This is a genomic window from Pseudomonas sp. YA1 (assembly GCF_058680555.1).
Window position 1 is genome coordinate 21,029 of the sequence record NZ_JBZWBG010000013.1, and the last position, 14,889, is coordinate 35,917.

Here is a 14,889-nt window from a genome sequence, read left to right on the forward strand (position 1 = left end):
GGTTTTCGACGGTTCGCCGCTCAAGGCTCGCTCGATACCGAGCAGGTTTCGCCGTCGTTTCGGCCAAGCATCCATCGCCTTCTTCACTGGGGTCCAATATCATCTTCCTCTCGAACCATACCCTGGAGGTATCATGGAGCTTCGTCACCTGCGCTACTTCCAGGCGCTGGCCCGGACCCTCAACTTCACCCGCGCCGCCGAGCAACTGCACATCGCCCAGCCACCGCTGAGCCGGCAGATCCAGCAACTCGAGGAAATGCTCGGGGTGGCCCTGCTGGAGCGCGGCCGGCCGCTGCGCCTGACCGAAGCCGGGCGCTTCTTCCACGAACAGAGCGCGACGCTCCTGGACCAACTGGAGAGCATCTGCGACAGCACCCGGCGGATCGGCCAGGGCCAGCGCCAGTGGTTCGGCATCGGCTTCGTGCCCTCGGCGCTGTATGGCGTGCTGCCGGAGCTGATCCGCCACCTGCGCGGCGACCCGGAGCTGGAGCTGGGCCTGCTGGAGATGACCACCCTGCAACAGGTCGAGGCGCTGAAGAGCGGGCGCATCGACATCGGTTTCGGACGCATCCGCATCGACGACCCGGCGATCCGCCAGAGCGTGCTCAGCGAAGAGCCGCTGGTCGCCGCCCTGCCCGCCGGCCACCCGTTGCTCGGCCAGCCGCTGAGCCTGGAGCGCCTGTCGCGCGAGCCGTTCGTGCTCTACCCCGGCCAGCCGCGGCCGAGCTACGCCGACCACGTGCTGGCGTTGTTCGCCACCCACGGCCTGAGCCTGCGCGTGACGCAATGGGCCAACGAGATGCAGACCGCCATCGGCCTGGTCGCCGCCGGACTCGGTGCGACCCTGGTGCCGGCCTCGGTGCAGTTGCAGCACCGCGACGACGTCGCCTACCAGGCCCTGGCCGACGCCTCCCTGACCTCGCCGATCATCGTCAGCCGGCGCCAGGGCGACGGCTCCCCGCACCTGCGGCGCTGCCTGGCGCTGATCGGCCGCGAGGACGCCTGAGTGCCCTCTCAGGAGCGCCGCGCGGCGCGGCGCTGGGTCATGCTCGGGGTTTCCTCGAAGCGCTTGCGGTAGTCCACGGAGAAGCGTCCGAGGTGGCTGAAGCCCCAGCCCAGGGCGATCGTCGAGATGCTGCGGGCGCCGCCGCTGGCGAGGATCTCCTCGCGCACCGCGGCGAGTCGGTAGTGCTTCAGGTAGCTCATCGGCGATACCCCGAAGTAGCGACGGAAGCCCTCGAACAGCTTGAACCGCGAGACCCCGGCGGCGCGTTCCACGTCCTCCAGGCTCAGGGTCTCGCGGGCGTTGGCCTGGAGAAACTCGCGAGCGCGCAGCAGGTAGTGCGGCGGGCGCCCGCCAAGGCCCTGCTGCAGGGCCTCGCTGTAGTTGTTCGGCTGGGCCAGGATCAGTCCCTTGATCAGCGCGCGTTCCAGGTCGCTGCTGAAAAACGCCTGGGCGTAGAGTTCGCTGCGCGCCATCTCCTCGCTGATGTGCCGCACGGTGCGCCACCAGGACGCCGAGGCGCCGTCCAGGGCATCCATCTCCGGATCGAAGCGCAAGGGCGTATCGATCGGCCGCTGCAACATCTCCTCCAGGACCTTGCGCATCGCCGTGCGGCCGATCACCACCTGCAACTTGCGGCAGTCCCCGGCGATGCTCAGCTCCTGGCGCTCGTTGGGCGCGATGATCACCCCGCGGCGGACGTCGGAGAGCAGGCGCAGCCCGCCCCGGCACAGCTCCTGCTCGCCGCTGAGCGGCAGGCTCAGGCTGTAGGCGTTGAACGCCGCGGCATCCTCGACGGTGATGGTGACGTCGGTGCCGTAGCCGATGTAGCCGAGGGTGGTGCACATCGACTTCAGCACGTTGCCGTGGTGCTGGAACTGCACCAGTCCCGGGCTCGCCGCTTCGAGCCGGTGCGGCCCGCAGACCTTCGACATCCAGGAACGGGCGGCGGCCAGGTCCAGGTGGTCGGCATGGAGATCGCCACGATCGGCGACGGGATGGCTCCTCATCATGGTTCGGCACTCGACACGGCAAGGCTGGGGGTGCGCTCTGCTGGCGCTCTGTTTTCAGCAAAATGCAAGGCATGTGCCGGCGCAAGGCCGACTCCCCGCATCCTCCACTATCCGGATAGCGTTCGCCGACTTTCCGGACAAAGCGTCCGCCGCAAGCGCCGCTCGAACCCGGAACGAGCCCTCCGCGAGGCCCTCGGCCGCTCCTCGGCGGCCGCACATTTTCGGGATGCGCATCGTCGACTAAGCGGATAGCCCGCCCCCGCTCGCGGCCGTTGAATGGGTCACCCATAACGACAACGCACAAGGGTGAGAACGCATGAACGCTAACCGCAGAAGCCTGGAACAGTGGCGCGACTATGTCGGCGGCTGCCTCGACTTCCGTCCCGAGGAAGGCATCTTCCGCATCGCCCGGGACATGTTCACCGAACCGGAGCTGTTCGACCTGGAGATGGAGCTAATCTTCGAAAAGAACTGGATCTACGCCTGCCACGAAAGCGAACTGGCCAGGCCCCACGACTTCGTCACCCTGCGCGCCGGACGCCAGCCGCTGATCGTCACCCGCGACGGCAACGGCCAGTTGCACGCGCTGGTCAACGCCTGCCAGCATCGCGGCGCGACCCTGGTGCGGGTCGGCAAGGGCAACCAGTCGACCTTCACCTGTCCGTTCCATGCCTGGTGCTACAAGAACGACGGCCGGCTGGTGAAGGTCAAGGCGCCGGGCGAATACCCGGAAGGCTTCGACAAGGCCACCCGCGGCCTGAAGAAAGCGCGCATCCAGAGCTACAGGGGCTTCGTCTTCGTCAGCCTGGACGTCGCCGGCGAGGACGACCTGGTGGACTTCCTCGGCGACGCCCGGGTGTTCCTCGACATGCTGGTGGCGCAGTCTCCCAGCGGCGAGCTGGAAGTGCTGCCCGGCACCTCCACCTACACCTACGAAGGCAACTGGAAGCTGCAGAACGAGAATGGCCTGGACGGCTATCACGTCAGTACCGTGCACTACAACTACGTAGCCACCGTGCAGCACCGCCAGCAGGTCGAGGCCGAGCGCGGCGGCGCGGCCGCCACCCTCGACTACAGCAAGCTCGGCGCCGGCGACGCGGCCACCGACGACGGCTGGTTCTCCTTTGCCAACGGCCACAGCGTGCTCTTCAGCGAGATGCCCAACCCCGCCGTACGCCCCGGCTACGCCAGCGTGATGCCGCGGCTGGTGGCGGAATACGGCCAGGCCCGCGCCGAGTGGATGATGCATCGCCTGCGCAATCTCAATCTCTACCCCAGCCTGTTCGTCATCGACCAGATCAGCTCGCAGCTGCGCATCGTCCGCCCGCTGGCCTGGAACCGTACCGAGATCGTCAGCCAGTGCATCGGCGTCAAGGGCGAGTCGGACGCCGACCGGGAGAACCGGATCCGCCAGTTCGAGGACTTTTTCAACGTCTCCGGGATGGGCACGCCCGACGACCTGGTGGAGTTCCGCGAAGCCCAGCGTGGCTTCCAGGCCCGCCTGGAGCGCTGGAGCGACATCTCCCGCGGCCACGGCAAGTGGCTCGAAGGCGCGACGCCGAACAGCCAGGCGCTGGGTATCGCGCCGCTGCTGACCGGCACCGAGATCACCCACGAAGGCCTCTACGTCAACCAGCACGCGCATTGGCGGCGCTTCCTCCTCGACGGCCTGGAGCGCCTGGCCCTGCGCGCGAAGGAGGTGACCCCATGAACGCCGGACTGCAGTACCGCGTCGAACAGTTCCTCTACCGCCACGCCGAACTCTGCGATGCCCAGGACTGGGACGGCTACCTCGCGCAGTTCGACGAACAGTGCGAGTTCCACCTGCCGCAGTGGGAGTCCGAGCACCGCTACACCCGCGATCCGAAGCGCGAGATGTCGCTGATCTACTACCCCAGCCGTGCCGGCCTGGAAGACCGGGTGTTCCGTATCCGCACCGGCAAGGCCGCGTCCACCGTGCCGATGCCGCGCACCCTGCACCAGATCGGCAACGTGCGCATCGCCGAGGAAGGCGAAGGCCTGCTGCGAGTGCGGGTCAACTGGCAGACCCTGTTCCAGCGCCTGGACCAGACCGGCAGCTTCTTCGGCCATGCCACCTACCGCCTGAAACCCCATGGCGAGACCTGGCTGATCGCGCGCAAGCACATCGTCCTGCTCAACGACCGGATCGACTCGGTCCTCGACTTCTACCACCTCTGAACGGCGGGCCCCGTCACGATGAATCACAAAGTCGCCCTCAGCTTCGCCGACGGCAAGACCCTGTTCCTGCCCGTCGGCCACGACGACCTGCTCCTCGACGCCGCCCTGCGCCACGGCATCAACCTGCCGCTGGACTGCCGCGAAGGGGTCTGCGGCACCTGCATGGGCCGCTGCGAGGCGGGCAGCTACAGCCTGGACTACGCCGACGAGGACACCCTCTCCGCCGCCGACCTGGAGCAGCGCAAGGTGCTCGCCTGCCAGACCCGGGTGCGCTCCGACGCGGCCTTCTACTTCGACTTCGCCTCGACCCTCTGCCACGCCGCCGCGGCCCAGGCGCACAGCGGCGTGGTGCGCGAACTGCGCCTGCTCTCCGAGGACACCGCGCTGCTCCGCCTCGACGCCGGCGCCGCGGGCCGCCAGTTGGACTTCCTGCCCGGCCAGTACGCGCGGCTGCAAGTACCCGGCAGCGACTGCCGGCGCGCCTACTCCTTCGCCAACCGGCCGAATCCGCAGAACCACCTGCAGTTCCTCATCCGCCTGCTCCCGGGCGGCGCCATGAGCGACTACCTGCGCCAAGGGTGCCGGGTCGGCGACGAGATCCGCTTCGAGGCGCCGCTGGGCACCTTCTACCTGCGTCAGGTGGAGCGCCCGTTGCTGCTGGTGGCCGGCGGCACCGGCCTGTCGGCGTTCCTCGGCATGCTCGACGAACTGGCCGAGCGCGGCTGCGAGCGGCCGGTGCATCTCTACTACGGGGTACGCCGCGCCGCCGATCTCTGCGAATTGCAGCGGATCGCCGGCTACGCCGAGCGGCTTCCCGGCTTCCGCTTCGTCCCGGTGCTCAGCGAGGCGGACGCCGACTGGGACGGCCGGCGCGGCTACCTGCACGAGCATTTCGACGCCGCCCGCCTGCGCGACGAAGCTTTCGACCTCTACCTGTGCGGGCCGCCGCCGATGGTCGAGGCGGTCCGCCAGTGGCTGCGCGAGCGCTCCCTGGAGCATCTGCGGCTGTACCTGGAGAAGTTCACCGAAAGCGGCGACTGATGCGCTCAGCCGAGGTCGCCGCCAGCTACCGGCAGGGTCACGCCGGTGATGTAGGACGCCTCGTCGGAGGCGAGGAAAAGGATCGCCGCGACCTGCTCGTCGATGCTGCCGTAGCGCTTCATCAGGCTGCTGTCGAGGGTCTGCTCGACGATCTGTCGATACCAGCGCCGCTCCTCCTCGCTCTGCGCCGCGGCGTTGCGCGGAATCCTTCGCGGCGGCGCGTCGGTGCCGCCCGGCGCCACCGCGTTGACGCGGATGCCCTGGTCGGCGGTCTCGAACGCCAGGCAGGCGGTCAGCGCGTTCACCCCGCCCTTGGCGGCGCCATAGGGCACCCGGTTGACCCCGCGGGTGGCAACCGACGAGACGTTGACGATCGCCCCGCTACCCTGCCCCAGCATCGCCGGCAGCGCCGCGCGGCAACACCACAAGGTGGGCAGCAGCGAACGCCGCAGCTCGGCCTCGATCTCGTCCTCGGCGTAGTGCTGGTAGGGCTTCGCCCAGAGGGTGCCGCCGACGTTGTTGACCAGGATGTCCAGCCGGCCGAAACGCTCCAGGGTCCGCTCCAGTGCCCGCTGGCATTCGGCGTAGCGCTCCAGGTCGGCGGTCAGGCACAGGCAGGCGTCGCCGGCCAATTCGTGGACCAGCTCGGAGCGGTCCACCGCCACCACCCGCGCGCCTTCCTCCAGCAGGCGCCGGGCCACGCCCAGGCCGATGCCCTGGGCGGCGCCGCTGACCAGGGCGACCTTGTCGCGGAATCTGTCGTTCATGGGAATCTCCTTGGCTCGCTCGGGTTCAGGCCGCGCTGGCGGCGAACTTTTCGTAGTAGAAATTCGCCGGGCGCACGCCCTGCTCGCGCAGGTAGCGCTCGACCGCCTCGACCATCGGCGGCGGCCCGCACAGGTAGATGTCGACGTCGCCCTCGTGCAGGTGCTGCGCGGCGATGTGCTCGGTCACGTAGCCCTTGCGCGGATAGTCGCTGTCGGCGCTGGCCACGCAGGCGCTCCAGGTGAAGCCGGGAATCCGTTCGGCGAACGCCTCCAGGCGCTCGAGCCCGACCAGGTCGACGTCGTGGGTCACCCCGTAGACCAGGTGCAGCGGGTGCGCGCTGCCCTGCTCGGCGATCCGTTCGAGCATCGCGGTGAACGGCGCCAGGCCGGTGCCGCCGGCCAGCATCAGCAGTGGCCGGTGAATCTCGCGCAGGTAGAAACTGCCCAGCGGGCCGTCCATCGCCAGGCTGTCGCCGGCCCTGGCCGTGCCACTGAGGAAGCCGCTCATCAGCCCGCCGGGGACGTTGCGGATCAGGAAGCTGACCTCGCCATCCTTCGCCAGCGAGCTGAAGGAGTAGGCGCGGCGCTGCTCGCTGCCAGGCACCTGGAGGTTGACGTACTGCCCGGGCAGGAACGCCAGGCTGGCCAGCGCCTCGCCGCGCAGCGACAGGCCGATGGTGCTCGGCGACAGTTGCCGGACTTCGCTGATGCGCGCCTCGTAGCGCGCCTGGCCGGTCCTGCACAGGGTCGAGGACGCCGGCACGCGCAGCACGCAGTCGCTTTCGGCGCGCATCTGGCAGGTCAGCACGTAGCCGCGGGCGGCTTCCTCGGCGCTGAGGGCATCGTCGATGTAGTCCTGGCCCAGCGCATAGCGCCCGGCCTCGGCCAGGCACTTGCAGGTGCCGCAGGCGCCGTCGCGGCAGTCCAGGGGGATGTTGATGCCCTGGCGGTAGGCCGCGTCGGCCACGGTCTCGCCGGGCGCGGCATGGATGAAGCGGGTCACCCCGTCTTCGAAGTTGAGTGCGATCCGATGGTTCATGGCATGTCCCTCGACAGCCCGCCGGCGCGGGCGTCAGACGTGGTAGACGTCGATCAGCTGGCGAACGTAGTCGTTCTTCAGGATCACTTTCTTGGCCTTGATCAGCGGACTCTCGCCGCGTACGTCGAGGTCGTAGAAGGTGGTGCCGAAGTAGCTATCCACGGTCTTGTAGCGATAGCTCAGGGTGTGCCAGTTGCAGCGCGCGCGGCAGATGCCGTCGTCCTCACCGAGCAGTTCGATGTTGCTCAGGTTGTGCGAGGTGCGGGTGTCCGGCAGGGTCGCGCTGGAGCGCTCGGTGCGGATGCGGAATACCCGGTCCTCCAGACCGCCGCGGTTGCCGTACCAGATCAGCGAGATTTCCCGCTGCGGGTCCTCGGTGAGGTGGTCGCGGTCGTCCCAGGACGGCATCCAGAAACTGGCGTCCGCGGCGTACAACGCCAGCCAGGCGTCCCAATCCTTGTCGTCGAGATAGCGCGCCTCGCGGTAGAGGAAATCGCGCAGGGCGTCGTAGCCCAGGCTCATGACGCCACCTCCCGCAGCGCCACGCGCTGCGTCCGTTCGCGCTCCAGGGCGGCGAGCAGCGCCTCCTGCCAGTAGCGATGCTGCAATACGAACAGCCCTTCGTCCTCGGTGCGCACGCCGCTCAGGCGCGGCCGCAGGTCGATGGCCGCGGCCGCCGCGTCGGCGCCCTCTATCCAGTGTTCGGCGCCGCGCGACAGGTCGTTCCAGCCGACCACGCTGCCCTGGTAGCCCTGCTGGCAGGAACGGAACTCCTCCAGGTCGTCCGGGGTGGCCATGCCGCTGACGTTGAAGAAGTCCTCGTACTGGCGGATGCGCCGGGCGCGCGCCTCGGCGCTCTCGCCTTTCGGCGCGATGCAGTAGATGGTGATTTCCGTGCGGTCCACCGACAGCGGCCGGGCGATGCGGATCTGCGAGCTGAACTGGTCCATCAGGTAGACGTTGGGGTACAGGCAGAGGTTGCGCGAGTTCTCGATCATCCAGTCGGCGCGGGCCTCGCCGAAGTCGCGGGCAAGCTCGGCGCGGCGCTCGAAGGCCGGCCGGTCCTCGGGGTTGGCCCAGCGACTCCAGAGCAGCATGTGGCCATGCTCGAACGAGTAGAAGCCGCCGCCCTGCCGGGCCCAGCCGGCGGCGCTCATGGTCCGCAGCTGGTCCGCGGCGTCGCGCTGCTGGCGCTGGCTCTGGGTCGCCGCGTAGTTCCAGTGCACCGAACTGACGTGGTAGCCGTCGGCGCCGTTCTCGGCGGTAAGCTTCCAGTTGCCTTCGTAGACATAGCTGGAAGAGCCGCGCAGCACTTCGAGGCCTTCCGGCGACTGGTCGACGATCATGTCGATGATCTTCGCCGACTCGCCCAGGTGCTCGGCCAGCGGCCTGACATCGGGGTTGAGGCTGCCGAACAGGAAGCCACGGTAGGACTCGAAGCGCGCCACCCGGGTCAGGTCGTGCGAGCCCTCGCAGTTGAAGCCCTGCGGGTAGCCGGCCTCGGCCGGGTCCTTGACCTTGAGCAGCTTACCGGAGTTGTTGAAGGTCCAGCCGTGGAACGGACAGGTATAGCTGCTGCGATTGCCGCTCTTGTGCCGGCAGAGCATCGCGCCACGGTGGCTGCAGGCGTTGATGAAGGCGTTGAGCTGGCCGTCGCGGTTGCGCGCGATGACGATCGACTGGCGGCCGATCTGGGTGGTCAGGTAGTCGTTGATTCCGGCAACCTGGCTTTCGTGGGCGAGATAGACCCAATTGCCCTCGAAGATGTGCTTCATCTCCAGTTCGAACAGGCGTGGGTCGGTGAACATCTCCCGCTTGCAGCGGTAGACGCCGCGCTCGGGGTCTTCCTCGAGCAGAGAACGCAAGTAATCGCTACCCAGGGACATGGCCGGGGCCTCCGTTGTTATTGTTCAGGCCCGGTCAGGTTAGGTAGCGCGTACTGCTGGGGATATCCGTTGCCTGCGGATCGCTGGCCGATTCCTGCACGCCGTGGCGGTCGGCGCTAGGCGCGCCGGCGCAGGGTTTCCGAAGGCAGCTCGCCGAACTGCCGGCGATATTGCTCGGCGAAGCGGCCGAGGTGGGCGAAACCGAAGTCCAGGGCCAGTTCGGTGAGGTTGCGTACCCGGCAGCCGGGGTCTTCCAGGCAGGCGCGGATGCGCTCCAGGCGCAGCCGGCGAATGTATTGCCGAGGGCTCTCGCCAAGCTGGCGCTCGAACAGCGCGTACAGCGAGCGAGTGCTCATGTGCGCCTGCTCGGCCAGCGCCGCGACCTCGATCTCGCTCTGCAGATGGCGGCGGATGTAGGCATCGAGGCGGGCGAAGACGACCTGCGCATCGCCGGGGTCCTCGCGGCTGACGTTGGTCTTCAGCAGGGTCAGCAGCTTGCTGCCGAGGATCTGCTCGAAGTGGCTGTCGACCCGCGCCAGCCGCTCGCCGGACTCGGCCTCGCGGCAGACCAGGGCGAGCAGGCCGACGAAGCCTTCCAACTGGTCCAGGCGATAGCGATGTTCGAGGAAACGCACGCCGCGTGCCGGATGGCTCCAGCGCTGCTCGGCGCAGATCGCTTCGAGCAGCGCGCAGGGCAGCTTGACGATGAATTTCTCGCAGTCCGCCGAATAGGTCAGGTCGACCGGATCGTCCGGGTTGATCAGCAACAGCTCGCCCGGCGCCAGGGCGTGTTCCTGCCCGCCGCCGCGCCACAGGCAGTGGCCGCGCAGGAGGATCTGCAGGTGGAAGATGCTCTCCAGCGCCGGCGAGGTGACCCGTACCGCCGCGCCGTAGCTGATCCGGCACAGGTCGAGGCTGGCGAAGGTGCGGTGGTCGAGGCTGGCTTGCGGCCTGCCGGCGGCCGGCAGGCGTATGCAGTGCGTACCAACGTGCCGGTTGACGTAGCCGGACACCGCATAGGGGTCGGCACGTTCGAACACCCGGCTGCGCTCGCTGAGCAAGGAGGCATTCATGGGCAGGACACTCAGGCTGCTATCGTTGTTGTTATCGCCGCGCGGCGCCAAGCGCCGGGCGCGGAACGTCCACCCACACTACGCAAGCCCCCCGCCGGCGACAATCTGGGCCGGCAATCGCGTGCGGTAATCGAACGGAATCCGTCCAACGGCCAACGAAAAAGGGCCGTCAGGGTTTCCCCTGCCGGCCCGCTTGCGCGCCCGCTTCAGCCGGCCGCCGGCGTCTCCTCGCGCGGACCGGCGTCACGCCCGTGGGTCCAGCGATAGAGCACCGGCAGCACCAGCAGGGTCAGCATGGTCGAGGACAGGATGCCGCCGATCACCACCGTCGCCAGCGGCCGCTGCACCTCGGCGCCGGTGCCGGTGGCCAGGGCCATCGGCACGAAACCGAGGGAGGCCACCAGGGCGGTCATCAGCACCGGACGCAGGCGGGTGATGGCGCCCTCCCACACCGCCTGGTCGAGGCTGCGTCCTTCCTGCAACAGGTTGCGGATGAAGGAGATCATCACCAGGCCGTTGAGCACCGCCACCCCGGACAGGGCGATGAAACCCACCGCCGCCGAGATCGACAGCGGTATCCCGCGCAGCCACAGGGCCAGCACCCCGCCGGTGAGGGCGAAGGGGATGCCGGTGAACACCAGCAGGCCGTCCTTGACGTTGTTGAACATGGCGAAGAGCAAGGTGAACACCAGCAGCAGCGCCACCGGCACCACTACCTGCAAGCGCTTGGCGGCGGACTGCAACTGTTCGAACTGGCCGCCCCAGGTGGTCCAGTAGCCGGCCGGGATCTTCACCCCGTCCTGCAGCTTCTGTTGCGCTTCCAGCACGAACGAGCCGATGTCGCGGCCGCGCACGTTGGCGCTGACCACGATGCGCCGCTTGCCGTTCTCCCGGCTGATCTGGTTCGGTCCCGGCGAGAGGTCGAGGCGCGCCACGTCCGACAGCGGGATGAAGTCGATCCGCGCCAGGTTGTTCGGCGGCAGCGGGATCAGCAGGTTGGACAGTGCCGGCAGGTCGGCGCGCAGGGTTTCCGGCAGGCGGATGACGATGTCGAAGCGGCGGTCGCCCTCGAACAGGGTACCGGCATTGCGTCCACCGAGGGCGGTGGCCACGGTGTCCTGGATGTCGCCGACATTGAGGCCGAAGCGTGCCGCCTTGTCGCGGTCGATGTCCACCGTCAGCACCGGCAGGCCGGTGGTCTGCTCGACCTTCACCTCGGAGGCGCCGTCGATGCCTTGCAGCACCTTGGAGATCTTCTCCGCGGTGTCGTTGAGCACCTGCATGTCGTCGCCGAAGACCTTCACCGCGACGTCGCTGCGCACCCCGGAGATCAGTTCGTTGAAGCGCAACTGGATCGGCTGGGAGAACTCGTAGACGCTGCCCGGCACCTCAAGGGCCGCGGCCTGCAATTCTTCCAGCAGCGCCTCCCGCGACTTCTTCGGGTCCGGCCACTGGCTCTGCGGCTTGAGCATCACGTAGCTGTCGGAGGCGTTCGGCGGCATCAGGTCGGAGGCGATCTCGGCGGTCCCGGTGCGGGCGAAGACCCGCTCGATCTCCGGGAACTTGCCCATCAGCTTCTTCTCCAGGGTCTGCTGCATCTCGACCGACTGGGTCAGGCTGGTGCCCGGCACCCGCAGGCCCTGCATGGCGAAGTCGCCCTCGCTGAGGCTGGGAATGAACTCGCTGCCCATCCGCGAGGCCACCAGCGCGGTGAGCAGGATCGCGCCGAGGGCGCCGCCGACCACCAGCGCGCGGTGTCCGAGCACCCAGCGCAGCGCCGGTTCGTAGGCCAGACGCGCGCGGCGCATGACGAAGTTCTCCTCCTCCTTGACCTTGCCGGTGATGAACAGCGCGATCGCCGCCGGGACGAAGGTCACCGAGAGGATCATCGCGCCAAGCAGCGCGGTGACCACGGTGAACGCCATCGGGTGGAACATCTTCCCCTCGACCCCGGTGAGGGCGAAGATCGGCAGGTACACCACCATGATGATGATCTGGCCGAAGATCAGCGCCCGGCGCGCCTCCCTGGACGCGGCGAAGACCTCGTGGAAACGTTCCGCGCGGGTCAGCTGGCGGCCGTGGTGGGCCTGGGCGTGGGCCAGGCGGCGGATGGCGTTCTCGACGATCACCACGGCGCCGTCGACGATGATGCCGAAGTCCAGCGCGCCGAGGCTCATCAGGTTGGCGCTGACCCTGTTGCCGACCATCCCGGTGAAGGTGAACAACATCGACAGCGGGATGATGGTGGCGGTGATCAGCGCCGCGCGGATGTTGCCGAGGAACAGGAAGAGCACCGCGATCACCAGCGCCGCGCCTTCCACCAGGTTCTTCTTCACCGTGGCCACGGCCTTGTCCACCAGGGTGGTGCGGTCGTAGACGGTGATCGCCTTGACTCCCTTGGGCAGGGTCCGGTTGATCTCCTCCAGGCGCTGGCCGACCGCCTGGGCCACTTCCCGGCTGTTCTCGCCGATCAGCATGAACACCGTGCCGAGCACCACTTCGCGGCCGTTCTCGGTGGCCGCGCCGGTGCGCAGCTCCTTGCCCAGGCCGACCTCGGCGACGTCGCGGATACGGATCGGCACGCCGTCGACGTTGGAAACGATGATCCCGCGGATATCGTCCATGTCCTTGACCTGGCCCGGCGCGCGGATCAGCAACTGCTCGCCGCGCCGCTCGATGTAGCCGGCGCCGACGTTCTCGTTGTTGCGCAGCACGGCGTTCTGCAGGTCGCCGAGGGTCAGCTTGTAGGCCGCGAGCTTCTTCGGATCCGGGGCGATGAGGAATTGCTTGGCGTAGCCGCCGATGGTGTTGATCTCGGCCACGCCCTTCACGTTGCGCAACTGCGGACGGATGATCCAGTCCTGGATGGTGCGCAGGTCGGTGGGCGTGTAGGCGCTGCCGTCCTCCTTGGTCGCGCCCTCCTCGGCCTCTACCGTCCACAGGTAGATCTCGCCGAGACCGGTGGAGATCGGCCCGAGGGTCGGCGAGATGTCTTCCGGCAGTTGCTCGCGCGCCGTGCTCAGGCGTTCGTTGACCTGCTGGCGGGCGAAGTAGATGTCGGTGCCTTCCTCGAAGATCACCGTCACCTGGGAAATCCCCGGCCGCGACAGCGAACGGGTTTCCTGCAAACCCGGCAGGCCGGCCATGACGGTCTCCACCGGGTAGGTGATCCGCTGCTCCACTTCCAGCGGCGAGTAGCCGGGGGCGGCGGTATTGATCTGCACCTGGACGTTGGTGATGTCCGGGACCGCGTCGATGGACAGCTTCTGGTAGCTGCCAATGCCGACCCCGGCCATCCCCAGGACCGCCAGCAGGACCAGCCAGCGTTGCTCGATGGCGAATTGGATGATGCGTTCGAACATGCGAAGACTCCTGGAGCGGGACTCAGTGACCGTGTTCCGCCGAGCCCTTGCCCAGTTCGGATTTGAGGATGAAGCTGCCGCTGGCGGCGACCTGGCTGCCAGCGCGCAGGCCCTCGAGGACCTCGACGCGCTGGCCGTCGCTGATGCCCAGCTTGACCGGCTGGACCACGAAGCCGTCGGCCACGCGGACGAACACCACGTCCTCGCCGTCGACGTTCTGCACCGCGCCGTCGGCGACCGTCAGGACTTCCTTGCGGGTCGCCTCGGCCACCTGCACGGAAACGAACAGGCCCGGGCGCCAGGTGCTCTCGGGGTTGCTCAGGGTGACCCGGGCGGTGGCCGCGCGGGTCTGCTCGCCGAGCAGGTCGCCGATGTAGGACACGGTGCCCTCCACCTCGCTATCCAGCGCCTGGGCGAGCACCTTGACCTTACTGCCGACGCGGACCTGGCCGAGCAGTTGCGCGGGCACGTTGAAGGTGGCCCAGACCGAGGACAGGTCGGACAGGGTGAAGACGTTGGCGGTGCCGTCCACCGGCTCGCCCTGGGTCAGGTGCTTTTCCACCAGCACCCCGGCGAACGGCGCGCGCAGCTCGTAGCGGTTGCCGCCCTGCAGGCTGGGATTGCCGCCGAGCGCGGCGATCTTCGCCCGCGCGTTGTTCAGCGCGATCTCGGCTTCCTGCAAACCCTGGCGGGCGAGCAGGAATTCCTGCTCGGCGGAGATGCCCTCCTTCCACAGCTGCTGCTCGCGCTTGTAGGTGCTCTGCGCCAGGCTCAGGCGGCGCTGGGCGGCGGCGAATTCGCTGCGCTGGTCGGACAACTGCGGGCTGCTGATCACCGCCAGCAGCTCGCCCTGCTTCACCGCCTGGCCAAGATTGGCCGGCACGCTGTCGACGATCCCCGGCAGACGCGGGACGATATGCGCGGTGCGGTCCTCGTTGAAGCGGATCTCGCCGGGCAGCGAGACCACCTGGGCCAGGCTGATCGTCCGCGCCGTATCGAGGGTGATGCCGGCGGCCTCGATCTGCTCGGCATCCAGCTCCAGCTTGCCCTCCTCGCGGGTGAAGGCGAAGTCGTAGCCCTGCTTGCCGGCCATCAGCTTGAGGCGCGCGGTGAAGGCATGCGGCTCGGCGATCCCGGCATTGGCCACCAGGCCATCGCCGCTGGCCTTGAACAGCAGGTCCTCGACCTCGCCGGTGGCGCGCTCGACGTCCGCGCCGAGGACCACCTCCTGCGGCGCCAGCGCCTTGCCGCCGCGCTCGACCCAGGCCTTGAGCGGGCTGCCGTCCTCCGGCACCAGCAGTTCCAGGGTCAGGTCGCCCTGGCGCAACAACATGCCGCCACGCGGTCCGCTGCCCTCGCCCTCGGCGGCCGCTTCGCCGGCGCCGGCCGGCGCCTTGCCGCCCAGCTCCAGGTAGGCGCCGCCGCCCAGGCCGAGCAGTGCCAGTGCGGTCACCGCGATAATCGTCTTCTTGCCCATTCTGTTCTCCCGAACCGTTCGGGGGGCGC

General features: G+C 68.4%; 12 protein-coding genes. 4 read left to right on the forward strand and 8 right to left on the reverse strand.

Features of this window, described 5'->3' with window-relative positions:
* Positions 1-133: 133 nt before the first annotated feature.
* Complete coding sequence (locus AC4OR5_RS19100; RefSeq protein WP_003089870.1) at positions 134-1,006, forward strand: LysR family transcriptional regulator; 873 nt, start codon at positions 134-136, stop codon at positions 1,004-1,006.
* Between the two features lie 8 nt (positions 1,007-1,014).
* Here the strand turns inward: AC4OR5_RS19100 and AC4OR5_RS19105 are convergent, their stop codons facing one another.
* Complete coding sequence (locus AC4OR5_RS19105) at positions 1,015-2,016, reverse strand: AraC family transcriptional regulator (protein WP_003089872.1); 1,002 nt, start codon at positions 2,014-2,016, stop codon at positions 1,015-1,017.
* 316 nt (positions 2,017-2,332) lie between these two features.
* Here AC4OR5_RS19105 and antA point away from each other — a divergent pair, with 316 nt between their 5' ends.
* From antA to antC, 3 genes are read left to right on the forward strand one after another with little or no spacing between them, the layout of a single operon-like run.
* On the forward strand, positions 2,333-3,727 hold the full coding sequence (gene antA / locus AC4OR5_RS19110) for an anthranilate 1,2-dioxygenase large subunit (protein WP_003089876.1): 1,395 nt from the start codon (positions 2,333-2,335) through the stop codon (positions 3,725-3,727).
* The gene (antB, locus tag AC4OR5_RS19115; protein ID WP_003109540.1) at positions 3,724-4,215 is read left to right on the forward strand and encodes an anthranilate 1,2-dioxygenase small subunit; all 492 of its coding nucleotides are present in this window, start codon (positions 3,724-3,726) and stop codon (positions 4,213-4,215) included. Before antA ends, antB begins: the two co-directional genes overlap by 4 nt.
* An 18-nt stretch (positions 4,216-4,233) precedes the next feature.
* Positions 4,234-5,256: an anthranilate 1,2-dioxygenase electron transfer component AntC gene (gene antC / locus AC4OR5_RS19120; protein ID WP_003109538.1), complete on the forward strand. Its 1,023-nt coding sequence runs from the start codon at positions 4,234-4,236 to the stop codon at positions 5,254-5,256.
* 5 nt (positions 5,257-5,261) lie between these two features.
* Here antC and AC4OR5_RS19125 read toward each other — a convergent pair whose 3' ends face one another.
* From AC4OR5_RS19125 to AC4OR5_RS19155, 7 genes are all read right to left on the reverse strand, one after another.
* Positions 5,262-6,023, reverse strand: a complete 762-nt coding sequence (locus AC4OR5_RS19125; RefSeq protein ID WP_003089880.1) for a 1,6-dihydroxycyclohexa-2,4-diene-1-carboxylate dehydrogenase — start codon at positions 6,021-6,023, stop codon at positions 5,262-5,264.
* A gap of 25 nt (positions 6,024-6,048) precedes the next feature.
* Complete coding sequence (gene benC, locus AC4OR5_RS19130; protein WP_003109537.1) at positions 6,049-7,062, reverse strand: benzoate 1,2-dioxygenase electron transfer component BenC; 1,014 nt, start codon at positions 7,060-7,062, stop codon at positions 6,049-6,051.
* A gap of 33 nt (positions 7,063-7,095) precedes the next feature.
* Positions 7,096-7,584, reverse strand: a complete 489-nt coding sequence (benB, locus tag AC4OR5_RS19135) for a benzoate 1,2-dioxygenase small subunit (RefSeq protein WP_023875245.1) — start codon at positions 7,582-7,584, stop codon at positions 7,096-7,098.
* Complete coding sequence (gene benA, locus AC4OR5_RS19140; RefSeq protein ID WP_003139108.1) at positions 7,581-8,948, reverse strand: benzoate 1,2-dioxygenase large subunit; 1,368 nt, start codon at positions 8,946-8,948, stop codon at positions 7,581-7,583. The genes benB and benA overlap by 4 nt, the downstream gene beginning before the upstream one ends.
* Positions 8,949-9,064: 116 nt before the next feature.
* Positions 9,065-10,021: an AraC family transcriptional regulator gene (locus AC4OR5_RS19145; RefSeq protein ID WP_003109534.1), complete on the reverse strand. Its 957-nt coding sequence runs from the start codon at positions 10,019-10,021 to the stop codon at positions 9,065-9,067.
* Positions 10,022-10,227: 206 nt separating this feature from the next.
* Entirely contained in the window at positions 10,228-13,383 is a 3,156-nt protein-coding gene (locus AC4OR5_RS19150; RefSeq protein WP_003139106.1) for an efflux RND transporter permease subunit, read from the reverse strand.
* Positions 13,384-13,405: 22 nt separating this feature from the next.
* Entirely contained in the window at positions 13,406-14,860 is a 1,455-nt protein-coding gene (locus AC4OR5_RS19155) for an efflux RND transporter periplasmic adaptor subunit (protein WP_003109532.1), read from the reverse strand.
* Positions 14,861-14,889 lie beyond the last annotated feature (29 nt).